Annotated in this window: 17 protein-coding genes; 11 read left to right on the top strand and 6 right to left on the bottom strand. The window is 61.3% G+C overall.

Annotation, left to right across the window (positions count from 1 at the left end; translation table 11 throughout):
* Positions 1–29: 29 nt before the first annotated feature.
* The gene (locus tag GM668_RS29500) at positions 30–5975 is read left to right on the top strand and encodes an Ig-like domain-containing protein (RefSeq protein WP_211923475.1); all 5946 of its coding nucleotides are present in this window, start codon (positions 30–32) and stop codon (positions 5973–5975) included.
* Between the two features lie 79 nt (positions 5976–6054).
* On the top strand, positions 6055–6909 hold the full coding sequence (locus tag GM668_RS29495; RefSeq protein ID WP_155442551.1) for a helix-turn-helix domain-containing protein: 855 nt from the start codon (positions 6055–6057) through the stop codon (positions 6907–6909).
* A gap of 59 nt (positions 6910–6968) precedes the next feature.
* On the opposite strand, the gene GM668_RS31490 is transcribed toward GM668_RS29495, so the two are convergent.
* On the bottom strand, positions 6969–8549 hold the full coding sequence (locus GM668_RS31490; protein WP_371868799.1) for a methyl-accepting chemotaxis protein: 1581 nt from the start codon (positions 8547–8549) through the stop codon (positions 6969–6971).
* Positions 8550–8710: 161 nt separating this feature from the next.
* Here GM668_RS31490 and dinB point away from each other — a divergent pair, with 161 nt between their 5' ends.
* Together dinB and GM668_RS29480 are read left to right on the top strand one after the other, a co-directional pair.
* On the top strand, positions 8711–9865 hold the full coding sequence (gene dinB, locus GM668_RS29485; protein ID WP_155442549.1) for a DNA polymerase IV: 1155 nt from the start codon (positions 8711–8713) through the stop codon (positions 9863–9865).
* 61 nt (positions 9866–9926) lie between these two features.
* Entirely contained in the window at positions 9927–10823 is an 897-nt protein-coding gene (locus GM668_RS29480) for a recombination-associated protein RdgC (RefSeq protein WP_155442548.1), read from the top strand.
* Between the two features lie 29 nt (positions 10824–10852).
* Here the strand turns inward: GM668_RS29480 and GM668_RS29475 are convergent, their stop codons facing one another.
* Complete coding sequence (locus GM668_RS29475; protein ID WP_155442547.1) at positions 10853–11338, bottom strand: asparaginase domain-containing protein; 486 nt, start codon at positions 11336–11338, stop codon at positions 10853–10855.
* 136 nt (positions 11339–11474) lie between these two features.
* Between GM668_RS29475 and GM668_RS29470 the strand changes: the two genes are divergently transcribed.
* Positions 11475–12230 carry an L-asparaginase gene (locus GM668_RS29470; RefSeq protein ID WP_170305913.1) on the top strand — a complete coding sequence of 252 codons (756 nt, stop codon included), beginning with the start codon at positions 11475–11477 and terminating at the stop codon, positions 12228–12230.
* On the opposite strand, the gene GM668_RS29465 is transcribed toward GM668_RS29470, so the two are convergent.
* Positions 12227–12844 (bottom strand): TetR/AcrR family transcriptional regulator, encoded by a 618-nt coding sequence (locus GM668_RS29465; RefSeq protein ID WP_155442545.1) that lies wholly within the window; start codon positions 12842–12844, stop codon positions 12227–12229. The two genes, GM668_RS29470 and GM668_RS29465, sit on opposite strands and share 4 nt — an antisense overlap.
* Before the next feature lie 124 nt (positions 12845–12968).
* Between GM668_RS29465 and GM668_RS29460 the strand changes: the two genes are divergently transcribed.
* Positions 12969–13988 (top strand): MBL fold metallo-hydrolase, encoded by a 1020-nt coding sequence (locus GM668_RS29460; protein ID WP_211923476.1) that lies wholly within the window; start codon positions 12969–12971, stop codon positions 13986–13988.
* On the opposite strand, the gene GM668_RS29455 is transcribed toward GM668_RS29460, so the two are convergent.
* Both GM668_RS29455 and GM668_RS29450 read right to left on the bottom strand, forming a co-directional pair.
* The gene (locus GM668_RS29455; RefSeq protein WP_155442543.1) at positions 13985–14305 is read right to left on the bottom strand and encodes a hypothetical protein; all 321 of its coding nucleotides are present in this window, start codon (positions 14303–14305) and stop codon (positions 13985–13987) included. The two genes, GM668_RS29460 and GM668_RS29455, sit on opposite strands and share 4 nt — an antisense overlap.
* 192 nt (positions 14306–14497) lie before the next feature.
* Positions 14498–16996, bottom strand: a complete 2499-nt coding sequence (locus GM668_RS29450; protein WP_155442542.1) for a TonB-dependent receptor — start codon at positions 16994–16996, stop codon at positions 14498–14500.
* 243 nt (positions 16997–17239) lie between these two features.
* On the opposite strand from GM668_RS29450, the gene GM668_RS29445 reads away from it, so the two are divergent.
* From GM668_RS29445 to GM668_RS29425, 5 genes are all read left to right on the top strand, one after another.
* On the top strand, positions 17240–18247 hold the full coding sequence (locus GM668_RS29445) for a LacI family DNA-binding transcriptional regulator (RefSeq protein WP_155442541.1): 1008 nt from the start codon (positions 17240–17242) through the stop codon (positions 18245–18247).
* A gap of 141 nt (positions 18248–18388) precedes the next feature.
* Positions 18389–20716: a glycoside hydrolase family 65 protein gene (locus GM668_RS29440; RefSeq protein ID WP_170305912.1), complete on the top strand. Its 2328-nt coding sequence runs from the start codon at positions 18389–18391 to the stop codon at positions 20714–20716.
* Positions 20713–21369 (top strand): beta-phosphoglucomutase, encoded by a 657-nt coding sequence (gene pgmB / locus GM668_RS29435; RefSeq protein WP_155442540.1) that lies wholly within the window; start codon positions 20713–20715, stop codon positions 21367–21369. The genes GM668_RS29440 and pgmB overlap by 4 nt, the downstream gene beginning before the upstream one ends.
* A 28-nt stretch (positions 21370–21397) precedes the next feature.
* Positions 21398–22666 carry an MFS transporter gene (locus tag GM668_RS29430; protein WP_155442539.1) on the top strand — a complete coding sequence of 423 codons (1269 nt, stop codon included), beginning with the start codon at positions 21398–21400 and terminating at the stop codon, positions 22664–22666.
* Between the two features lie 8 nt (positions 22667–22674).
* Complete coding sequence (locus GM668_RS29425) at positions 22675–23682, top strand: substrate-binding domain-containing protein (protein ID WP_155442538.1); 1008 nt, start codon at positions 22675–22677, stop codon at positions 23680–23682.
* Positions 23683–23748: 66 nt separating this feature from the next.
* Here the strand turns inward: GM668_RS29425 and GM668_RS29420 are convergent.
* The coding region (locus GM668_RS29420) for a putative inorganic carbon transporter subunit DabA (RefSeq protein ID WP_155442537.1) at positions 23749–24377 on the bottom strand (629 nt) is incomplete at its 5' end.

Raw genomic sequence — 24377 nt, 5'->3', positions numbered from 1 at the left:
CCAACGTGCTCACCCTGGACAACACGGGGGTGGCGGATGCCAACGGGAATGCCGGTTCCGGCACCACGGCTTCGTCCAATTACACCATCGATTCGACCCGGCCCACCGCCACCATCAGTTTGTCCGATTCGGCGCTGACAGCGGGCGAAACAGCCACCGTCACCATCACGTTCAGCGAAGCGGTGACAGGATTGACCACGGCCGACCTGACGGTGGCCAACGGTTCCATTGCCTCGCTCAGTTCTTCCGATGGCGGCACCACGTGGACCGGTACGTACACGCCATCGAGCTCGGTCGACGACGCGACCAATGTCATCACACTCGACAACACGGGCGTACAGGATAGCGCCGGCAACGCCGGCAGCGGCAGCACCAGCTCGTCCAATTACACGGTAGCTACTGTGCGGCCCACAGCCACGGTTGCGCTGTCCGATAGCGCGTTGACGGCGGGCGAAACGGCTACCGTCACCATCACGTTCAGCGAAGCGGTGACGGGACTGACCACGGCTGACCTGACGGTGGCCAACGGTTCCATTGCCTCGCTCAGTTCTTCCGATGGCGGCACCACCTGGACCGGCACGTACACGCCGACGTCCAGTATCGAAGACACGACCAATGTCATCACGCTCGACAAGACGGGCGTCGCCGACAGCGATGGCAATACCGGCAGCGGCACGGCCAGTTCGTCGAACTACACTATCGATACCCTGCGCCCCACCGCTACCATTGGGCTGTCCGATACCGCATTGAAAGCAGGCGAAACGGCCACCGTCACCATCGCGTTCAGCGAAGCGGTGACGGGATTGACCACGGCGGACTTGACGGTTGAAAACGGTACGGTATCGTCGCTCAGTTCCTCGGACGGCGGCGCCACGTGGACCGGCACGTATACGCCGACGGCCAGCATCGAAGATGCCACCAACACCATTACAGTCGATAAAACCGGCGTGACGGATGCGGCGGGCAATGCGGGCAGCGGCACGACCAGTTCGTCCAACTACACGGTCGACACCCTGGCGCCCAACGCCCCCTCCACGCCCGACCTTTCCTCCTCCAGCGACAGCGGCACATCCAGCACCGACAACGTTACCAACAGCACGGCGCCCACGCTGACCGGCACGGCCGAAAGCGGCAGTACCGTGACCCTGTACGATACGGATGGCGTCACCGTGCTGGGCACGGGCACTGCTACAGGCGGCAACTGGAGCATCACCTCCACGACACTGGGTACCGGCACGCATACCATCACGGCGAAAGCTACCGATGCCTCTGGCAACACCGGCGTTGCTTCGCCGGGTCTGGCCGTGACGGTCGACACTACGGGGCCAACGCTGGCCATCACCAGCGACAAGGCTGCGCTGAAGGCCGGCGAGACCGCCACCATCACGTTTACCTTCAGCGAAGATCCCGGCTCTACGTTCACGTGGGATGGCAGCACGGGCGACATGACGGTATCCGGCGGCACCCTGGGCGCTATTTCCGGCAGCGGAACCACGCGCACCGCGACCTTTACGCCGGCCGCTTCCACTAATGGCGGCACGGCCGGCATCTCGGTGGCCAATTCCACGTATACCGATGCCGCCGGCAACCAGGGCGGCGCCGCCACGACGCCAGCCTTGACCTTCGACACGCTGGCGCCCACGGCGCCATCCACGCCGGATCTCGATGCGGGCAGCGACCTCGGCACGTCCAGCACGGACAACCTGACTGCATCGCTCACGCCTGTGTTGACCGGCGTGGCGGAAGCAGGCAGCACCGTGACGCTGTATGACACGGACGGCACCACAGTGCTGGGCACCGGCGTCGCCACTGGTGGCAACTGGAGCATTACCAGTTCGGCGCTTGGCGCGGGCGCACACACGGTGACGGCAAAAGCCACCGATGCTGCCGGCAATACCGGCAGCGCTTCACCGGGCCTGACGGTCAATATCGACGCCACGGCGCCGACTGTCACCATCACCAGTGACAAGTCCGCGCTGAAAATCGGTGAAACCGCCGTCATCACATTCACGTTCAGCGAAGATCCCGGCGCGACGTTTACCTGGAACGGCAGTAGCGGCGACGTGACGGTATCGGGCGGAGCTTTGGGTGCAATCAGCGGCAGCGGTCTGACGCGCACTGCCACCTTCACGCCGACGGCGTCCACCAACGGCGGCACGGCAAGCATCACGGTGACCGCATCCGCCTATACCGATGCCGCCGGCAACCAGGGCGGCGCCGGCGTCACGCCGTCGCTGGCGTTTGATACGCTGGCGCCGGTGGCGCCCTCTGTGCCGGCGCTCTCGGCCAGTGCCGACAGTGGCAGCGTGGGCGATGGCTTGACCAATGCCGGCGTCCTGTTGTTTACCGGGACGGCGGAAGCGGGTGCGACGGTTACCTTGTATGACACCAACGGCACGACGGTGCTGGGTAGCGGCGTGGCTACGGGCGGCAACTGGAGCATTACTACTACCGGCACGCTGCCCGAAGGCAGCCACACGGTCACGGCCAGGGCCACCGACGCGGCGGGCAATACCGGCGTGGCGTCGGCTGGCGTCCAGGTCATTATTGACCGCACGGCGCCCGGTGCGCCGACCGTATCGCTTGAGCAGGATACGGGTGCGCAAGATGGCGTTACCAGTAATGGCCAAGTCAACGTGGGTAACCTCGAGAGCGGCGCCACCTGGGAATATAGTACGGATGGCGGCACGTCATGGAGCGGTGGCAGTGGCAGCAGCCTGGCGCTGACCGGCAACGGCGCCAAGGCCGTGCTGGTGCGCCAGACCGATGCGGCCGGGAATATCAGCGGCAGCGCATCGCTTGATTTCACGCTCGATACGGCAGTGGTCAACGGCGCGTCGATTGCGCTGAGCGACACCGCGCTGAAGATAGGCGAAACCGCCAATGTCACCATCAGCTTCACGGCGCCCGTGAGCGGCTTCGACTCGTCGGATTTACAGGTCGCCAACGGCGCCGTCTCCGGCTTGTCCAGCGCTGATGGCGGCAAGACGTGGAGTGGCGTGTTCACGCCGAACGCCAATGTCACCAGTGCCGTCAACAGCATCAAGCTGAACCTGGCCAATGTCACCACCATCGCCGGTACGCAAGGCAGCGGCGCCGCCAGTTCCAGCGCGTTTGCCATCGATACGGCCGCGCCGGTATCGACGGTCAGCGTCGCCGACAGCACGCTGGGCAGCGGCGCGGTGACTGCCGTGACGATTGCGTTCTCGGAAGCCGTGACAGGTCTGGGACTGGAAGACATCACGGTCGGCAATGGCGCGCTGTCGAACCTGTCGACGAACGATGGCGGCAAGACGTGGACGGCGACGTTGACGCCAGCCACTGGCGTCAACGTGTCCGGCAACGTGGTGACCGTCGAGAACAGCGGCGTGCAAGACCTCGCAGGCAATGCCGGCAAAGGCAGCGCCACATCCAATGCGTACACGGTCAATACGCCGGGCATCGGCGCGTCGGTGACGGTCAGCGACGGGGATTTGCAGGCAGGCGAAACCGCGAAAGTCATCGTCACCTTCAACCAGAAGGTCGGCGGCGACGTGCCCGCCGCTGTGGCGGCAAAAAACGGGACGCTGGATGGCTGGTCCGTCAGTGCGGATGGCTTGACGTGGACTGCGGCCCTGACACCGGCGGACAATGTCACGGCGCTGCAGAATGTGGTCAGCCTGAACTTGCAGGCATTGACGGATGGCAGCGGTAAACCGGGGCAGGGTACTGTCCTGTCCGGCAATTACGCGGTCCACACGGTGCGTCCGCACGCTTCCGTCAGCGTACTCAGTGATACGTTGCTTAAAGGCGAATCATCGGAAGTACAGATCGTGTTTTCGGAACCGGTGACCGGCTTCGGCATCGAAGATTTAAAAGTGCCGAACGCCAGCCTGTCCAGCCTGTCGAGCAATGATGGCGGCAAGACCTGGGCTGCCAAGCTGATCCCGCAAGAAAACTTCAGTGCGCCGCTGAACGTCATCGAGCTGGATTTGTCGGGTGTGCGCAATGTGGCTGGCAATGGCGGCAATGCCGGCCTGGGCACGGTGCAGTCGAATGTATATGCGATCGCTACGCTGGACGGCGTGCGCAGCACGGTCGATGGCGTGGCCACCATTACGCAAAGCACGCCCAACAGCAGCGGTGGCAAGACTGTGGTGGTGCCGGTAATCACCACCAGCCGGCCGGAAGATCCCGCGTCTGAACATAGCACGCTGGCCGACATTCCGCTGGGGTTGACGAATGGCGCCGGTGGCAACAGCCTGCTGGTCAGCCTGCCGACGGGCACGGGCATGCAATCGGAAGGCCCGGCCACGCCGTTGTCAGGTAATCAGGCGCTGGTCGACCTGATCATGCGCATTGAATCAAAAACGGAAACCGGTTCAGGTACGCAAGATGAAATGAAGGGGCTGGGCACGGACTTCCTGGGCGAACTGGGCAACACCCCGCTGGAAACCAAAACGCTGGTGCCGACTGCGGCTGCGAGCGCTACGTCCACGGGCACCATCATCATTAGCGGCAATCCCGCCAATCCCATCGGCGTGGTGATCGACACGTCGCACCTGCCGTCGAATAGCACGCTGCAGCTCGATAACGTGGACTTTGCTGCGGTGGTCGGCAACGTCACCTTGCGCGGCGGCGAGGGCCGCAATATCGTCATTGGCGACGACGCCACGCAAAACATTTATCTGGGTCCGGAAGATGACGTGCTGGCAGGCGGTGGCGGCAATGACTTTGTCGGCAGTGCGGGCGGCAATGACCGCATCGATGGCGGTAGCGGCGACGACGTGGTGGCGGGTGGTGTCGGCAATGACACGCTGTCCGGTGGCACGGGGGCCGACATGGTGCAAGGCGGGCGCAGCGATATTGGCAACTGGATGCTGACGCTGACGGCTGACGGTGCGCTGGCCGCTACCCATACCAATGCGATTTTTGCCACCGGCGGTATGGAAACCCTGCAGCGCAGCGATTTCAATGCGCAGGGCGAAAATCTCGGCTTCCTGGCCGCGTCCACGGATTATCTGATCGGTGTATCGCTGTTGTACCAGGCAGCGTTTGGGCGCGCACCGGAACTGGCCGGCCTGTCGTACTGGTCGCAACAGGGCATGCTATTGAGCGATCTGGCGAAAGGAATCCTGCGGGGAGCGGAATGGCTGTCCGATAAAGCGAACGGCCTGACAGACGAGGCTTTTGTGCAAACCGTGTATCGCCATGCGCTGGGACGCGATGCGGAAACGGCGGGGCTGCAATACTGGCTCGGCGTGCTGGGAGGCATGGACGGCAAGCCAGGCGCCAGCCGCGCCGAAGTATTGCAGAACATTGCCCTGTCGGATGAGCACCGCAAAGCCGCTGCGGGTGTTGCCGGCTACACGATTGCGGAAGACCGGACGACGCGGGAAATGGGCTGGCTGGCCGGCAGCGGCGATGACGTGCTCGATGGCGGCGCGGGCAGCGACGTACTGGTGGGCGGCGATGGCACAGATACAGTCTTGTATGGCGGCAAGCTGGCGGATTACCGCTTTGTGCTGGGCAAAGATGGCCACGTCATGGTGGCGGACAAAGCCAATACCGACGTTGACATCTTGTCGTCGATCGAGAAAGGGACGTTCAAGGATGGAACAGTGGATTTGACTTTCCTGCAATCGAAGTCCTCCGAACTGGCATCCTTGGGTTTGCTGTACCAGACTGTGCTGGACCGCTCGGGCGACTTTGGCGGCTTTGCGTGGTGGGCGGGCCAGCACCGCGACACGGCCAGCCTGGTGGCGGGTTTCCTGGGTGCGGAAGAAGTCAAGGCGCGCTACGACGGCTTGACCGATACTGCCGTGGTGCAGGCCCTGTATGCCAATACGGGCCTGGCGCAAACGGCTGCGGGCGGCGTGCAGTCATGGATCAGTTACGCGGCCACGCATACCAAGGCGGAACTGGTGGGGGCTTGGATTGCCAACAGCGACGTGCAGGCTGTGCAATTTGGCGCCCAGGGGCTGTGGATCGTGTAAGCCATGATGACGTCAGAGGTAATCGTCTCCGGCAGCGGAATCCGTACAATGGATTCCGCCACTTCTTTGGGAGAGTACCTTGAGCGTCGCCACCCCTGAACAGTATTTCAGCGATTTTTCCGCCGCCCTGCGCTATTGGCGCGGCAAGCGGGGCTACAGCCAGTTGCGGCTGTCCACCGACAGCGGCATTTCGCAGCGCCACATCAGTTTCCTGGAAAGCGGCCGTTCGCAGCCCAGCCGCGAATTGATTTTAAAGCTGGGCGTGGTGCTGGATATCCCGCTGCGCGAACGCAACGTGATGTTGCTGGCGGCGGGTTTTGCACCGGCCTACCAGGAGCGCAAAATGGATGACCCGGAACTGCATGCCGTCAAACAGGCGCTGGACTTCATGCTGGCGCAGCAGGCGCCTTATCCTGCGCTGGTGGTGGACCGCTTGTGGAACCTCGTGATGTTCAATGAGCCCGCGGCAGGTTTCATGAAATGGCTGCTCGATATGCCGGCAGATGCGCCGATACCCCGCGACGGCAGCGTCAACGTGCTGAAGCTGATGATGGCGCCGGACGGCGTACGCAAATATGTGCGCAATGAACATGACGTGGGCGCGGATTTGCTGCACTGGATACAGCGTGAAGCCATGAGCGATGGTCCCGGCAGTGAAGCGACGGCGCTGCTGGCGGAATTGACGGCGCTGGCGGGGCTCGATGGGGCGCCGCCGGCGCCCAACCTGGACCGCCGTGCGCTGCCTTTCCTGCCGCTGCAGATCAGCAAAGCCGGCGTGGAACTGAACTTGTTCACCACCATCACAACGCTGGGTACGCCGCATGACGTGACTGTGCATGAATTGCGGCTGGAATCGTTTTTTCCTGCGGATGATGCGTCGGCGTTGTGGTTTCGCGAGCGGGGGTATCTGGCGGGAGTCAGTTTGGCTGCGTAGTATCGGCATGGGCCGGCATGGCGGCAAGCAAAGCCGCCATGCATGCACACCGGCAGACTTTATCGCAGCGCCAGCGTGCGTCCCGCCGCCGCATGATGGCCATGCAGCTTGAACACGGCCACGGCTTCCGCCAGCCGCGCCGCCTGTTCCTGCATGCTGGTCGCGGCGGCGGCAGCCTGTTCCACCAGCGCCGCGTTTTGCTGGGTGGCGGCATCCATGTCGGTAATGGCGAGGTTCACTTGTTCGATGCCGGAACTTTGCTCCGCGCTGGCGCCGGCAATCTCGCTCATGATGTCGGCCACCTGCTTCACGGACGACACGATTTGCTGCATGGTGGCGCCGGCTTCATCGACCAGTTTGCCGCCCGCATCGACTTTGGCCACGGAATCATTGATCAATTCCTTGATTTCCTTGGCGGCCGCTGCGGAGCGCTGCGCCAAGGTGCGCACTTCCGATGCGACGACGGCAAAGCCGCGCCCCTGTTCGCCCGCGCGGGCTGCTTCCACGGCGGCATTGAGCGCGAGGATATTGGTCTGGAATGCGATGCCGTCAATGGTGCCGATGATGTCGGCGATTTTGCCCGAACTTTCCTTGATCGAACCCATGGTGTCGACCACCTGGCTCACGACGTTGCCACCCTTGTTGGCAAAGTCCGCAGCAAACACCACCAGCTGGTTGGCCTGGCGCGCATTGTCGGCATTTTGCTTGACGGTGGACGTCAATTCTTCCATCGACGATGCGGTTTCTTCCAGGCTGGCTGCCTGCTGTTCCGTACGCCCTGACAAGTCATGGTTGCCGGCGGCGATTTCCGCCGATGCGGTCGTGATGGTGTCGGTGCCTGCGCGCACGGCGCCCACCGTGCGGGTCAGGCTGTTCACCATGTCTTTCAGCGCATTGAGCAGGCGGCCCGCTTCATCGCGCCGTTCCGTGGCAATCGTGACCGTCAAGTCGCCCTGCGCCACGGTTTCCGCCAGTTGGACTGCTTGATTGATCGGCGCCGTGACGGATTGCGTGATGACGTAGCCGGCGCCCAGCGACAGCACAATGGCCAGCGCCAGCAGCGACAGCATCAGTGTGGTGGCAAAGCCGGCTGCCGCATCGGCTTCCAGCCCATCTTTTTCCATTTGTTCGGTTTCATATTTCAGGATGGCGTCCAGCTTGCCGAAGTAGGCGTTCTGCACGGGCACCACGTCCTTGAACAGCGCCTGCACGGCTGCTTCGTGGTCGTCGCCGGCCAGCGTCTTCAGTGCCTCGGCGCGCTTGGCCGCATAAGCCTTGAAGGCTTCGCCCGATTCGTTGAACATCTGGCGCTCCTCGTCGCGCAGCATGGTGGCGAACTTGGCGGCGCGTTCATCGCCGGCCTTGTCGGCATCGGCCATCTGGGCCAGGAACGTCTGCGCCTGCGCCGCATTGGGCGCCAGCATGGCGTTGCGCAGCGCCTGGGCGCCGCGGTTGGCAAAGCTGCGGAATTCATTGGTCAGCGCGACTTTGACATAGCGCTCGTGCACGATCTGGCTGGTTAATGAAGCAGTGTGGCGGATGCGGTTGATGCCGACCAGCGACATGATCAGCATGATAACGATGGTCAGGCCAAAACCCAGTCCGAGGCGCGCGCCGATGCGCAGATTGGACAAGCTCACTGTGATTCCTTTCCCGGTGGTTGTTGACGGAAGAAAGATGCGGATTGTGACCTCAGCTTGCCCGGAATTCATGTGTTGCTCAAGTATGTTCTGGACAGCAATGGCTTATAATGCTGTATATAATTACAGTTCTCTGTAGTTTATTTGTTATTGCGCCACACATGCGTGCCGCCCGCCGCATCGCCCACCTCGACATGGATGCGTTTTACGCGTCTGTCGAATTGCTGCGCTACCCGGAATTGCGCGGGCAGCCGGTGGTGATTGGCGGCCGCACGGCGCACCAGCCGGAAACGTTGCCTGACGGCAGCCGCCGTTATTACCGGCTGAAGGAATACGTGGGGCGCGGTGTGGTGACGACTTCGACCTACGAAGCGCGGGCGCTGGGCGTGTTTTCCGCGATGGGCATGATGAAGGCGGCGGCGCTGGCGCCGGAGGCGATTTTGCTGCCGACGGACTTTGATTCCTACCGCCGCTATTCGCGCCTGTTCAAGGCCGCCGTGGCGGAAATCGCGCCGCAAATCGAAGACCGGGGGATCGATGAAATTTATATCGATTTGACGGACGTGGAAGGCGAAACGCGGGAGCTGGCGCAGCGTTTGAAAGACGCGGTGAAACAGGCGACAGGGCTGACGTGCTCGATCGGCATCGCACCCAACAAATTGCTGGCCAAGGTGTGTTCGGATCTGGAAAAGCCCAATGGCATCACCATCGTGACGATGGAGGATGTGCCGGCCCGGATCTGGCCGCTGCCGGTGCGGAAAATCAATGGCATTGGTCCCAAGGCCAATGACAAGCTGGCGACGTTGGGCATTTTCACCGTGGGCGAACTGGCGGCAGCGGAACCGAAGCTGTTGCAGGAATATTTTGGCTTGAATTATGCGCAGTGGCTGGCGCGTGTATCGCACGGGCATGATGAACGGATGGTGTCGACCAGTTCGGAACCGAAAACCGTGAGCCGCGAAACCACGTTTGAGCGGGATTTGCACGCGAAGCAGGACAAGAACGTGCTGTCGGAAATTTTCACGCGGCTGTGCATGCGGCTCAGTGAAGATTTGCAGCGCAAGCGCTGCGTGGGGCGCACGGTGGGCATCAAGCTGCGCTATGCGGATTTTCATACCGTCACGCGCGACGTCACCTTGCCGGCGCCAACGTGCGATGGCGCAGCGATCCGGCGCGCGGCGGGGGAATGCCTGCGGCGCGTGCCGCTGGACCAGCGCTTGCGCTTATTGGGCGTGCGCGTCAGTACGTTGTCGAATATCGATGAACTGGCGCAGCACGATGTTGCAACACAGGGAGAACTTTTTTCCGACCTTTAAGAAGTGGGATGGCAGACGTGTAGAATGTCGTTCCTCCAGAAATTAGCTGACCAAGACAAACATGTGGTTCAAGAATCTGCAAATTTACCGTCTGCCCGCACCGTGGGCATTTACTCCTGAACAACTCGAAGCAGCGCTGGCGCCGCACGCGTTTTCGCCGGCCAGCAGCAATGAATTGCTGCGCCAGGGCTGGGACAAGCCGCGTCCAAACGGCGGCCTGGTGCACGTGGTGAACAAGCAGATGCTGATCGTGCTGGGCACGGAGAAAAAGCTGTTGCCAGCCACTGTCATCAACCAGGTGGCCAAGGCCCGCGCGGCGGAAATGGAAGAAGCCCAGGGCTTCGCGCCTGGCAAAAAAGCCATGAAAGAATTGAAAGAACGCGTGGCCGATGAACTGCTGCCGCGCGCGTTTTCCATCCGCGGCAATGTGTGGACGTGGATCGACCCGGTCAATGGCTGGCTGGTGGTCGATGCGGCCAGCCCGGCCAAGGCCGATGAAGTCATCAAGCTGCTGTTGAAGGCCGTGGACCGCATGCCGCTGGAATCGCTGCGCGTGAACCGTTCGCCAGTGGGCGTGATGACGGAATGGCTGCAGGCGGACGATGCGCCGGCCGGCTTCACGGTCGACATGGACACGGAATTGCGCGCTACCGGCGAAAGCAAGGCCGCCGTGCGTTACGTGCGCCACACGCTGGAAGCCGATGAAGTGCGCCGCCACATCGCCGCAGGCAAGCAGTGCACGCGCCTGGCCATGACGTGGGACAGCAAGATTTCGTTCACGTTGACGGAATCGCTGGCGCTGAAAGGCGTCAAGCCGCTGGACGTGCTGAAGGAAACGGAAAACAGTACGCGCAACGACGACGAGCGTTTCGATGGCGACTTTATGCTGATGACGGGGGAACTGTCGAAGATGATGGCCGACGTGGTGGAAGCCCTCGGCGGGGAAGCGAAAGCGTAATGAAAAGGGGCCTGCGGGCCCCTTGATTTTTACAGGTTCTGGAACACGCCGGCGGCGCGGTTCTTTTGTACGTTATCCCACGGGAAGACCTTGCCGTTCATGGCCACGTACACGCCCGGCGTGAGGATTTGCGCGACGCCGCACGCGAAGCCCAGGTTGAACAGCGCGTCGGAATTGGCAATTTCATACGGGATCATGGCGCCCGTCAGCACGATGGTGCTGCCCAGGTTCGCCGCACCCAGCACGGCAGCAGTTTCTTTCATGGTATCGGTGCCGTGAATAATCACGATCGCGTGTTCTTTCGCAGCCTGGCACGACGCGAGGATGCGCTGGCGGTCTTCGTCTTGCATGTCCAGCGAGTCCATCAGCGGCAGCAATTCCAGAGCGGGGTTGATCGTCATGCGGGAGCGGGCAATCGCTTGCGGCAGGTGGCTGTCGGCGAAGCCCAGGCTGCCGTTCAATTCATTGTAATGTTTATCGAACGTGCCGCCGGAGGCGATGATACGCAGGGTCATGATGGTATTCCATGGTGAACAAGACAGAATGATAACGCGAAGCGGGGGCAGATGAAACATTCCGTCGCTGAGCTGGAAAACCCGGTAAGCTATGACTACACTGGTTTTTTCGTTTAGCCGCACCACTCGTATGCCAATCAAAGCCCTCGCCCCTGGTACTGTCATTTTTCACCGTTTCCGTGGCTATGGCGTAATCACGGCGGTCAATTTGCTGACCGGCTGGATTTCCGCCCGCTTCGGTGGCGAGGCGCGTGCGCTGGATTTGAATTTGTCGACCGATGAAGTGCAGTTTGCCGATGGCGAAGCAATCTTGTTCCGCCGTGCGCCGCCGGACCGCATGCCCCATGCGCGCCTGATGGCGGCAGTGCGTGCACTGCACCAGGCGGGCTATCAAAAGCTGTATCTGCATTCGTGGCCCAAGCCGTCCGGCCTGCACTGGCGCTGGCATTTATTCACCGGCCCGCGCGACTGGATGCAGCGCTCTTGGCGCGAAGGGTGGTATGGCTCGGGTGCGGATTACAACGTGAATCCCGTCATGGGCTGGGGCGATAATCCCGGCGCCGATACGGAAGAATTGATCCACGCACTGGCGAAATTCGATCCGCAAGGGTTGGCGCAAGCGCTGGGCCGCGATGAAGACCACACGGCGTGGTTTGCCATGGTGTGCGATGCGCTGCTGCCCGGTTATATGTACAGCCTCGATATGCAGCGCCCGAACGGCGGCCCGCTGGTCGATATGCCGCCGGTGCCCGTGGTGCCCGTGCGCGCCGGCCTGCCGCCCTATAGCGGCCCGGATTTGCCGTGGCCGCCCGGCTGGGCAGGCTTATGGAGCAGGGTGCATGCGATGCCGCTTCCCAAGCCGAATTTCACGGGGATACCGGAAACACCTTAAGGTTTGGCGTAGTAGGCGAGGAACATATCGGTAGTGGTGGCCACCAGCGCCTGCTGGCTGGCCGCATCCAGCGGCTCCTGGCCCATCGTTACCTGGGGCCAGAATGCAAACGCCTTCAATTGCCCCTGCACCAGGTGGGATGCAAATACCGGGTCGAGCGGCTTGAGCTTGCCATCCTCCACGGCAGAGCGCATCCACGCGACCATGCCGCCTTCCTTGTCCGACAGCTTTTCCACCATTTCCCGCGCCCGCTCGGGCCGCAATATGCCTTCCGCAATGGCCACCCGCGCCAGATCCAAAAAATACGGATCTTGCATTAGCGCCATCTTTTGGCTCAGCAATTCGATCAATTGTGTGCGCAAGTTCACATTCGGCTGGTAGCGCACGGCTTGCAGGGCGGCGGCACTGTCCCAAAGTTCTTGAAGAATGTGATTGAACAAGTCGTCTTTGCTGGGGAAGTGGTTGTACACCGTGCGTTTTGACACGCCGGCCGCCAGGGCGATCTTGTCCATGCTGGTGGCGTCGAAGCCGCTGGCGCGGAATTCCGCCAGCGCGGCGTCGACGATGGCCTGCCGCTTACGGTCGGTCAGGCGCTGAGGGGCAATAGGTTCCATGCAAAGTATTTTACACCGGGTAGTTTACTTTCTCAAAAAACGAAACTACACTGTGCAGTATACTTTTTAGGCCAACCGCATGAAACGTGCCTTGCTGACTTTCCTTACGGGAGTATTGATGACCATGACTTACTGCACCTTATCCGCAAAAGACATTGATTACGCGTCGCCCCGGCAGCAGGACGGGCGTTTCAAGAATCCAAAACCCATGCACCGCATGGGCGTGATGGGCACGCTGCGCGTCATGTGGCAAATGGCTTTCCAAAAGCCGGCAGACACCGTGCCGGACCGCGCGATTCCCGTGCAAGCCGTGACGAAAGCGCAACTGGAAGCGGCGCCCGACCACAGTGTGTTCCGCCTCGGCCATTCCACGATGCTGTTGAAGCTCGATGGCGGCCTGTGGCTGACGGACCCCGTGTTTGCCGAGCGTGCGTCGCCCGTGCAATGGCTGGGTCCACAGCGTTTCCACGCGCCGCCCATCGCCATTGAAGATTTGCCGAAGATTAAAGGTGTGATTTTGTCGCATGACCATTACGATCACCTGGACCACGACGCCGTGCTGGCGCTGGCGCCGAAAGTCGAGTGGTTCATCGCACCGCTGGGTGTGGGCGATACGCTGGTGAAATGGGGGATTCCCGCTGCGCAAGTGAAGCAGCTGGACTGGTGGCAATCCACGTCGGTCGGCGGCGTGCGCCTGACCGCCACGCCGGCCCAGCACTTTTCCGGCCGTGGCTTATTGGATGGTAATAAGACACTGTGGGCGTCGTGGGTGATCCAGTCTGCCGGCCATAGCATTTTCTTCAGCGGCGACTCGGGTTATTTCGACGGCTTCAAAGCCATCGGCGACAAGTTCGGCCCGTTTGATTTGACCATGGTGGAAACCGGCGCCTATGACCCGCAATGGCCGGACGTGCATATGATGCCCGAGCAAACCATGCAAGCCCATATCGATTTGCGCGGCAAAGTGCTATTACCGATCCATAATGGGACATTTGACTTGGCGCTGCACAGCTGGACCGATCCGTTTGAGCGTATTACTGCGCTGGCAGCCGAGCGGGGACAAACCGTGGTGACGCCGGAAATCGGCGCCATGCTGAGCGTGGCGCAGCCAGGCACGACGGCCCAGTGGTGGAAAGCTGACTAGGCAACAATGTTGATGACGCGCCCCACGGTTTGCCCCTGCGCATTGAGCTGGGGCGAATGGGGCAAGACATCCTTCGGCACTTCCTTGGTGATGGCGCGGTCAAGGCGTACAGGAGCTGCCGTCGGCGCCGCGGAAGATTCCGCTTGCCGTTCCGCTTTTTGATTGCTGGTCAATTGTTCCTTGTCCCGCGTCAGCTGGTTCTTGCTTTCATCGAGCTTGCGGGCATCCTGGTCCACGCGTGTCTGATCCTGCTGAACTTTGCGTTCTGCAAGGGCTACCGCATTGCGCAGCGATTCGACGGACGAGACGGAAACCACGTGGGCACCTCTTGGCGGCTGACTGTGGACGCGGCGATTTCCGGACGTGGCGACGCAGAATCACCGGCAGTATTCAACAGTAAGGGTAGGCCAAAATGACAATTTGTGCCAGTAGGGGGCAAGAAAAAAGGACAAAGCCGGAGGGGGGGCTCGGCTTTGTCCCAAAGTACTACAGGGAGTCACATAGCGTGATTAGAAGCGGTACAGTAATGAAGCCTCGATGGCGCGGCCAAACAGTGGGCGGGCATTGATCGGGCCGGAGCTGGCGCCCGTCAGGCGCGAATTGCCTTCGGTCAGGCCCAGCGCATTGTTCAAGTTGGTGCCGGCCAGGCGCACTTCGACTTTTTCACCCAGTTGCAGCAGCACACCCAGGTCCAGCGTGTGGTACGACGGCAGGTATTGCGTGTTGGCCTGGTCGGCCCAGCGCGAACCAATCGACGTGTACGTGCCATACAGCTTCAATTCATTGTCGTTTTCCAGCGGAATGCGGTACGTCGGGCTGAAGCGGAATTGCAGTTTCGGCTGGCGCTGCACCAGTTTGCCCGCCGTGTCGGGATTATCCTTGTACGTCGACTTTTGATAGTCGCCCGTCAGCGACAAGGTCAGGTTTTTCACAGGACGTACCGATACTTCGAATTCCACGCCAGTCCCTTTGGAACCGCTGACGGAATTGAGGATGGTGCCATTCGACAGGATTTGCTGGAACGCGATGCCTTCGAATTGCGTGTGGAAGGCATTGATGTACGCGCTATACAGCTGGCCCACGGTCTTGAAGCCCACTTCGAACTGTTTGACGGTCGGCGTCGGATTCTGGTTGCGGTCATCGACATTGGCTTGCGTGCCTGCATTGCGCAACGTGTCAAATGCGATGAACGTGTGGCCCGAATTGGCGCGCGCAAACACGCTGGAATCCTTGGTCAGCTTGTAATTGCCGCCGACCGTGAAGGACGTCGCGGAATCCTTGCGGCTCAGCGCTGTGTACGCGCCATTCGGCATCGACGTGTCGTTGTTGTACACGGTCAGCGGATTGTTGTCGGTATCGCCGGTCACCAGCTTCGACACCGTGCCGCTGATGCTCTGGCGCTCGCGCCGGATACCCGCGTCAACCTTGATGCGGTCATTGACCTTCCACTCGTTCGATACATAGACCGCCGTATTGCTGCCGTCATACGACGCATTCGGCGCAAAGAATACCGGGCCTTCTTTGCCATTGTTGGATACCACGACGCCATTGTTCAACTTCACGTTGATCAGGCTTGCGTTCGGCGTGGCCGTCATCAAATGGCTGCTGCCCAGGTACCACGTATCGGCTGCCGTGTAGTTGGCGAAGTAAGCGCCCACCGTCACGGTATTGTTCGGCAGCCATTCGCGGCTGATGCGCAATTCATCCGTGAACGATTTCATTTGTTTTTCCACGGCCCACAAGCCGGCCTGCACCACTTGCGTGCTGTCGGCAACGGGGGCGCCGCCCGAACTGAAGGTGGCGGTGGCCGACGTGGCGGCGCGGCCTGCTGCCGCCAGCACGGCGGCATTGCCATTGGCCGATGCAATCGCCTGCGCTTTATACGCGCCCATGGTCAGCGGGTTATTCCCCGTAAACATGGCGATGGTATTCATGTCGCCATCGAAGCGGTTGAACTTGTTCGACACATTCCAGCCGGCGAATTTCTGGTCGAATTCCGCACCGAACACGGTGGCTTTCAAGCCGCGGCCATCGCCCAGGTCGTAGGTCAGCGTCTTGCCTGGCGCGGCTTCCACCGTGAAGCGGCGCATTTCATTGCTCATCAGCGTGCCTTTGAGCGGATCGAAGCCGGGGAAAGCGGAAATCGAGCGGCCTTCATTGGCGGAAATCAGCGGCACGCCCGTGTAAAACGCATTCTTGTCATTGGTGCTGCGCGCATACAAAGTCAGTTCGCCCTGGTCCAGCTTCCTGGTCAGCGTACCCGTGATCTGGTGGCCGTCGTCGGCCGGGAAACCGGAGTCGCGCACGCCGTGCGTGGTGCGGTAAAAGCCGCCCACGCTGCCATACCAGCCATCGCTGATCTTGCCGCCGTAGAACAGGTCGACACGGCGCAATTCACCGGTGCCCGTCGTGAAGCGCACCGAGCCTTCCGGCGTTTCCGTACCCTTTTTCAGGAGGAAGTTCATGGTGGCGCCAGGCTGGCCATCCGAAAAGATGGTGCTGGGGCCGCCGCGCAGCACTTCCACCCGCTCCACCGTGTCATCGAGGCGGAATGCCGACGAACCTTCAAAGAACGACAAGGTCGGCACCGGATACAGCGGATTGCCATTCATTTGCACGGACACGAACGGTGAGTCGGAACCGGACGGGAAGCCGCGCACTTCGATATTGGCGCCGGACTGGCCGCCGGTGGCTTCCGCATACACGCCCGGCGACAGTTTCAGCACGTCGGCCGTGCTGCTGGGCGATGCGGCTTTCAACTGTTCTTCGTTGACGGTGGTGATGGAAAACGACGAATCGAGTTTGCGCACACCGCGCGATGCCGCGGTACCGGTCACCACGACGGTTTGCAGTTCATTGGCGACCGCATCTTTTTTTGCGGGCGCTGCTGCCGGCGCATCCGGCGCCGCAGCCTGGTCAGGGGCGGCAGTGTCGGCGGCTTGCGCCTGGCTGATCAGGGTCAGTACAGCCAGCGTGACTGACGATAACAGGAACTTGTTCGGGCTCATTTGCTTTAGCTTTCTTATCGGTATGGGTCGTGTCGTCTCCTGGACATTGCGCCGCCCCGGGAGAGTTTGCAAGGCGGCAGTCCACACGCTTCCGCGTGAGTCGTTTGCGAAAGTTTGGCCATTTAAAACCCAAATGACATCGATGTCAATCGAAATGATATCGATGTCATTTTTCTTGAACATTTAAAAAAACCTGTCATAATGCGCCGCAAGGACAAGCAAAATCGATGAAAAAGAGTACCAATGGCGGCGAACAAGAGTGGTATCCGCAACAGTGACGCGGGCCTGACCATGGAAGATCTGGCCCGCATGGCCGGTGTGTCGAAGATCACGGTATCCCGCGCCTTGCGCGACAGCCCGCTGGTCACACCGGAAACGCGGGAAAAAATACGGCAGCTGGCCTCCGAACAGGGCTACCGCTTGAATGTGAGCGCGCGCAATTTGCGCATGGGCCGCAGTTATTCGGTGGCTGTGGTGGTGGAAATGACGCCCGTGAAGGGGCGCCCCATGTCGGACCCGTATCCGCTGGAACTGTTGGGCGGCATTACGCAGGAATTGACCACGGCGGGCTACAGCGTGGTGCTGACGTCCAAGCATTTGCTGGACACGGCGCCGGTGCAGGGCGCCGACGGCATGATCTTGCTGGGCCAGGGCTCGCACAGTGAGGCGGCCCATGCGCTGCAGCAGACGTCCTTGCCGCTGGTGGTATGGGGCGCGCCGGAGCCGGGCGGCCATTACATTGTGGTCGGCAGCGACAACCGCGCCGGCGGCGCCAGCGCTGCGCACCGCTTCATCGAACAGGGGCGGCGCAAGCTGGTGTTCCTCGGCGACGTCGACCACGCGGAAGTGCAGGAACGCTGCGCCGGGTTTATCAACACGATCGGCGAACAGGGTTCCGTGCATATCCTGCGGCCGAAAGCGTTTACGTTTGAAGCGGGCTTTGAATGCATGTCCGCGCTGTTGAAGAAAAAGGGGACGCATGTGGACGGCGTGTTTGCCGCCAGCGATACCCTGGCCATGGGCGCGATCCGCGCGCTGGCTGAAAAAGAATTGCGGGTGCCGGAAGCGGTATCCGTCATCGGTTACGACGATACGCCCAGCGCCGCCAGTTTCGTGCCGCCGCTGACCAGCGTGCACCAGTATTTGCGCGATGGCGGCGTGCTGCTGGCAAAAAAAATGCTGGCGCTGATTGAAGGGCAGCCGGTGCAGTCTGAAATGCTGCCGACCACGCTGATGGTGCGGCACACGTGATGTACGCGTAGGGCGGCTGTATCAACGCCGCCCTGGCCGGCACGCATGCCGGCCCATGTTTCCCGGATTTTTGTAGCAACGACCCACAGCCCGGTTTTTACCCTGAAATTCAAACCGGTTTGAATAGCAAAGGACCGCATCGTGTCATCTGACTCCTTCAAACACACGTATCCCCTGGACCCGTGGTGCATCCGCGAAACCGCTTTCGATACGGCTTCGCACTTTCTCGACGAAACCCTGTTCGCACTGGGCAATGGCTACATCGGCTTGCGCGGTACGCATGAAGAAGGGTATTCGGGGCCGAAGGGCACGTCGCTCGATGGCACGTACCTGAATGGCTTTTATGAGTCGGAATCCATCCATTATCCGGAAAATGCCTATGGCCTGGCGCGCACCAACCAGTTCATGCTGAATGTGCCCAATGCCAAGGGCATCGCACTGTGGCTGGAAGATGAACGCTTCGATCCGCTGCAAGGCACGCTCGACAGTTATGAACGGGTGCTGGATTTCCGCACCGGCCTGTTGCGCCGCACCCTGGAATGGACGTCGCCGCAAGGCCGCAAGATTTCCATCAGCAGCCGCCGCCTGGTGAGCTTCACGGAAAAGCATTTGTTTGCCATTGAATACGATGTGACGCCGCTGAATTTTTCCGGCGCCATCACCTTGGTGTCCACCATCAATGGCGCCGTCAAAAACCTGGAAGCCGGCGATGATCCGCGCGTGGGGTCGGCGATTTCCGGCCGCAGCCTGGTGCTGGCGGACATTGAGCAGGCGCCGCACTTTTCCGCGCTGGCGCAGCGCACGGTCAACAGCGGCTTCATGCTGGTGACGGCTGCGCAGACGGATGTGCGGGGCGTGGCGGAAGTGGCGCTGGCGCGCAATGGCGAATACCTGGAACAGAGCTACCGCATTGCCGCCATCCAGAATGAAACCGTGCGCCTGACGAAATACGGCTGCTACTTCACGTCGCGCGATTATCCGGAAAGTGAATTGATGGCGCGCGCCAAAGCCACTTTGGCGATTGCCTCTTCCTCCGGCTTCCGCGCGCTGGCGGCCGAACAGGAACGCTACCTGGCGGACTTCTGGCGCCACGCCGACGTGGAAATTGCCGGCGACGATGCACTGCAGCAGGGCATGCATTTCAACCAGTACCACTTGCTGCAATCCGTAGGCCGCGATGGCAAGACCAATATCTCCGCCAAGGGTGTGACGGGCGAAGGCTATGAAGGCCACTATTTCTGGGACACGGAAATTTATATTTTCCCGTTCTTCCTGTATTCGAAGCCGGAAATCGCCCGCAAGCTGCTGGAATACCGCTACGCCGGCCTGCCGCTGGCGCGCGAGCGTGCACGCCAGATGGCGCATGCGAAAGGCGCGCTGTACCCGTGGCGCACGATTGCCGGTGTCGAGTGCTCCGCGTATTACCCGGCCGGCACGGCGCAATACCACATCAATGCGGACATCGCGTATTCGATCAAGCTGTATATCGAAGCGACCAACGATGAAGAATACTTGCTCAACTGTGGCGCGGAAATCGTCATGGAAACCGCGCGCATCTGGATGGGGCTGGGCCACTATGACCGCCAGGGACGCTACTGCATCAATGAAGTGACGGGCCCCGATGAATACACGGCGCTGGTCAACAACAATTACTACACCAATGCGATGGCGAAGATGCACCTGGAATTTGCCGCATCGATTGCCGAGCGTTTGCAGCGCGAATGGCCGGAACATTTCCAGCGCATTGCCAAGGCCGTGATGCTGGAAGCAGGGGAATCCGAACAGTGGCGCCACGCTGCCGCCCATATGCATTTGCCATACGACGCGGCGCTGCAAATCCATCCGCAGGACGACAGTTTCCTCGACAAGAAAGCGTGGGACTTTGCCAGCACGCCAAAGGAAAACTATCCGCTGCTGCTGCATTACCACCCGCTGGTGATTTACCGCCACCAGGTGTGCAAGCAGGCCGACGTGGTGCTGGCCCTGCTGCTGTTGTCCGACCAGTTTTCGCTGGACGACAAGCGGCGCGATTTCGATTACTACGAAGCCGTCACCACGCATGACTCTTCGCTGTCGTCGTGCATCTTTTCCATCATCGCGTCCGAAGTGGGCTACCACGACAAGGCGTACGCATACTTCATGGAGACGGCGCGCCTGGACCTCGACAACACGCACGGCAATACGCACTACGGCGTGCACACGGCTGCGATGGCCGGCACGTGGATGGGCGTCGCGTATGGCTTTGCCGGCATGCGCGTGGTCGATGGCGATTTGCGTTTCGCACCGGTGCTGCCCAAGCAATGGACGCACTACCAGTTCAACGTGCACTTGCGCGACTGCCTGTTGCAGGTACGCGTGGAACAAGGCTGTACCACATACCGGTTGCTGCAGGGGGCGGCGCTGGCGTTTTCCCACCAGGGCCAGCGCGTGGCGCTGACCGTCAACTCTCCTGTGAAGGAATGCCAATGAATACCCTGCAACACGATAAATACGACGCCGTGATTTTCGACCTCGACGGCGTCATCACCGATACGGCGCGCTACCATTACCTGGCGTGGATGCGGCTGGCCAATACCCAGGGCGTGCACTTTGACGAAGAGTTCAATGAACAGTTGAAAGGCATCGACCGTATGGGCTCGCTGGAGCGCATCTTGATGGCCGCCACGCGGCAGTATTCGCTGGCGGAAAAACTGGCGCTGGCGGAAGAAAAAAACGCGCAATATGTGTCGCTGATTTCAAATATGACGCCCGATGATTTGCTGCCGGGCGCCGTGCAGGCGCTGGACAGTTGCCGCGCCGCCGGCATGAAAGTGGGCCTGGCGTCCGTCAGCAAGAATGCCTTCACGGTGCTCGATAAGCTGGGCATCATGGATAAATTTGATTACGTGGTGGATGCGGCCAAACTGGCGCGCGGCAAACCGGATCCGGAAATTTTCCTGAAGGCGGCCTGCGCGCTGGATGCGCTGCCGGCGCGCTGCCTGGGCGTGGAAGATGCGGTGGCCGGTGTCGCGTCCATCAAGGCAGCCGGCATGACGGCAGTGGGCGTCGGCGAACGCAGCGTGCTGGCGCAGGCGGATTTCGTCATACCGGGGCTGGCCTGCTTCGACCTGAACAATTATTAAAAAAACACCCGGAACCGGGGGAGACACCATGAATAAACAGCGCATCCTGTTTGCGTTATTCCTGATTTACTTTGTGTTCGCCATCCTGCTTAACAGCGTGGGGACGGTGATCCTGCAAGTGATTAACAATTACGGCGTCAGCAAGTCCGCTGCCAGCGTGCTGGAAGGCTTCAAGGATTTGCCGATTGCGCTGGTGTCGTTCATGGTGGCGTCGTTCCTGCCCCGTATCGGCTACAAGAAAGCCATGCTGGCTGGGCTGGCGCTGGTCAGCGCGGCGTGTGCGCTGATGCCGCTGCTGCCGGCCTTTGCCACGGCCAAGCTGCTGTTCTTTTGCACCGGCGTCGCGTTCGCGCTGGTGAAAGTGTCGGTGTATTCCACCATCGGCCTGGTGGCGGAAGACCGCAAACAGCACGCGGGCATGATGAATATGCTGGAAGGCTTTTTCATGGTGGGCGTGCTGTCGGCGTACTGGCTGTTCGGCCACTTCATTGATTCGTCCGATCCGGCGTCGGCCAGCTGGCTGCAGGTGTACTGGGTGCTGTCGGCCATGTGCGCGCTGACGTTTGTGCTGGTCTTGACCACGCCGTTTGATGAGCATGCGGCTGCGCCACCGCGTGCCGGCACGCTGGCGCAAGACTTTGCCGCGATGCTGAAACTGTTTTTCAAGCCGCTGGTGTGCGTGTTTGTGCTGACGGCATTTTTGTATGTGCTGATCGAACAGGCCGTGGGCACGTGGCTGCCGACTTTTAACAATGAAATCCTCATGCTGCCGGCCGCCATGAGCGTGCAAGTGACCAGCATCTATGCCGGGTGCCTGGCAGTGGGGCGGCTGTCGGCCGGTGTGCTGATGCGGCGGCTGCACTGGTATCCGGTCATGAATACATGCGTGCTGGGCATGGGTGCCATGGTGCTGCTGGCGCTGCCGCTGACGCATGGTGTGGTACAAAACCAACAGGTGACGTGGGCTACCGCGCCGATCGCGGCTTTCCTGTTTCCGCTGATCGGCTTGTTCATGGCGCCGATTTATCCGGGCATCAATTCGGTCATGCTGAGCTCCCTGCCCAAACATCAACATTCAGCAATGACGGGCTTGCTGGTGATTTTTTCGGCATTGGGCGGCACCACGGGGTCGCTGATCACCGGTTATGTTTTTGGCACGTTTGACGGGCGTTTTGCGTTTTACCTGACACTGGCCCCGATCTCTATCATCTTGATTATGTTGCATTTTTTCAAGAAATCCGTTGATACGGGGAGTGGCGATGTTGACGGTTCGGCTATAATGCCCGGTCAGACCTGAGCAATATCATGAACCTGAAGAGCCTCGCCAACTTGCTTGGCATGTCCAAAACGACGGTCAGCCGTGCCCTGAACGGCTACCCTGAAGTCAACGCGATGACCCGCGAACGCGTGCTGAAAGCAGCGCGCGAAGCGGGCTATGAAGCCAATCCTATGGCGCGCAGCCTCGCTGTGGGCCGTACCAATGTGTACGGCATCATTTATCCGCTGCTGCCGTCCGACCTGGGCGACCCGATGTTTTTGGACACGGTGGGGGGCATGACGGAGACGCTGGAAGAGCGCAAGATGAATTTCATCATCGGTCCCGTCTCTGCCGGCAATGAGCTGGCCGCATATGAACAGATCGTGCGGGGACGGCGGGTGGACGGGCTGGTCGTGAGCCGCACGCAGCTGGTCGATGAGCGCATTGCGTATTTGCTCAAGGTGCGTTTCCCGTTTGTCGCCCATGGCCGCACCAAACTCGATGCGCCGTATGCGTGGTTCGATTATGACAATGATGCGGGCATCCGTCTGGCGATGCAGCATTTGCTGTCGCATGGGCATCAGCGTATTGCGCTGCTGTCGGCGCCGCTGGACATGAACTTCGCGTGCCAGCGCAAGGAAGGGTTTATTGCCTGCATGGCGGAAGCGGGGCTGACGCCGGATCCGCGCCATATGATCCCCAACACCATGGACCGCCGCAGCGGTTACCAGGGCATGCAGCAATTGCTGGAATGTTCGCCGCGTCCGACCGCCGTGATTGTCGACAACCACTTGTCCGGCGTGGGCGCCATGCGCGCGCTGCTGGATGCGGGCGTGGAAGTGGGCAAGGATATTTCCATCATCGTGTGGGGTTCGATGGCCGATACGCTGGCGGGCATCGATGTCACGACCGTCGACCAGCCGGACCCGCGCGCGGCCGGCGCGAAAATGATCGACATGCTGCTGGCGCTGGCCGGCGGCGCGGCGCCGGAAACGCTGCAGGTGCTGTGGCAGCCGGTGCTGGTGCCGGGGGCGACGGTAGGCCGTCCCGGCTGAACCTGGTGCAGGCGCGTCCGCGTGGCTGCCCGCATGCCATTGGCGGCGGGCCGGCCGGGTTATTCATCATGGCGGCAGGCCGCTATCGGCCGTGAACGGGCGCCACTGGCCCCGTTCATGGCGCGCCAGGCCGCCGGCGGTATAGCGCCACAGGTGCAGCCAGCCATGGTCCAGCAAATGCCGCACGGTGTCGTGCTTGCCGATGACGGCGTCAATTGCCGCCTGCGGCGCGTCGATCACGACGGTCAGGCGCAGCGGTTCGTGCACCCAGCGGCTGCCGTCGTGCAGCGACTGGCGCGACAGGCCGATGCGCAAATCGCCGCCATTGCCTTCGAAGACACCCAGGTTGCCGCCCACCACGTTATGCAACAGCTTGTTGCCGCTGCCCAGGCGCGCCGGGTCGCACGTCGACGCGTGGTATTGCCAGTTGATCCAGTGCGCCACCACCATCGGCGCCGTCATCAGCGTTTCCAGCACGCTGCCGTCCGCATCGTGCCGGGCGTCGTAATCGTGCAGGAAGGCGCGGCCTTCAAGGTTCGCCGCCTGGCTGCGCAGGCGCGGCGCAATAATGAACGCGGCATTGCCGGCCAATCCCCATTCAGGCCGCGTTTGCGCGCCATCGTTGGCGCGGCGGCGCAGTTGCGCCAGCAGCGCGTCATGCGGCGCGGCCGGGTCGAGCCCCAGGCGGGGCGCGC

Source organism: Pseudoduganella ginsengisoli (assembly GCF_009720865.1).
Taxonomy (GTDB): Bacteria; Pseudomonadota; Gammaproteobacteria; order Burkholderiales; family Burkholderiaceae_D; genus Rugamonas; species Rugamonas ginsengisoli.
The sequence above is the reverse complement of the archived record's forward strand: the minus strand, read 5'-3'. Positions and strand labels throughout refer to the sequence as shown.

Excerpts from the sequence above, each read along its gene's own strand:
- dinB (WP_155442549.1), top strand. The coding sequence starts at position 8,711 with ATGCGTGCCGCCCGCCGCATCGCCCACCTCGACATGGATGCGTTTTAC.
- GM668_RS29480 (WP_155442548.1), top strand. The coding sequence starts at position 9,927 with ATGTGGTTCAAGAATCTGCAAATTTACCGTCTGCCCGCACCGTGGGCA.
- GM668_RS29475 (WP_155442547.1), bottom strand. The coding sequence starts at position 11,338 with ATGACCCTGCGTATCATCGCCTCCGGCGGCACGTTCGATAAACATTAC.
- GM668_RS29465 (WP_155442545.1), bottom strand. The coding sequence starts at position 12,844 with ATGGAACCTATTGCCCCTCAGCGCCTGACCGACCGTAAGCGGCAGGCC.
- GM668_RS29460 (WP_211923476.1), top strand. The coding sequence starts at position 12,969 with ATGACTTACTGCACCTTATCCGCAAAAGACATTGATTACGCGTCGCCC.
- GM668_RS29450 (WP_155442542.1), bottom strand. The coding sequence starts at position 16,996 with ATGAGCCCGAACAAGTTCCTGTTATCGTCAGTCACGCTGGCTGTACTG.
- GM668_RS29445 (WP_155442541.1), top strand. The coding sequence starts at position 17,240 with ATGGCGGCGAACAAGAGTGGTATCCGCAACAGTGACGCGGGCCTGACC.
- pgmB (WP_155442540.1), top strand. The coding sequence starts at position 20,713 with ATGAATACCCTGCAACACGATAAATACGACGCCGTGATTTTCGACCTC.
- GM668_RS29430 (WP_155442539.1), top strand. The coding sequence starts at position 21,398 with ATGAATAAACAGCGCATCCTGTTTGCGTTATTCCTGATTTACTTTGTG.
- GM668_RS29425 (WP_155442538.1), top strand. The coding sequence starts at position 22,675 with ATGAACCTGAAGAGCCTCGCCAACTTGCTTGGCATGTCCAAAACGACG.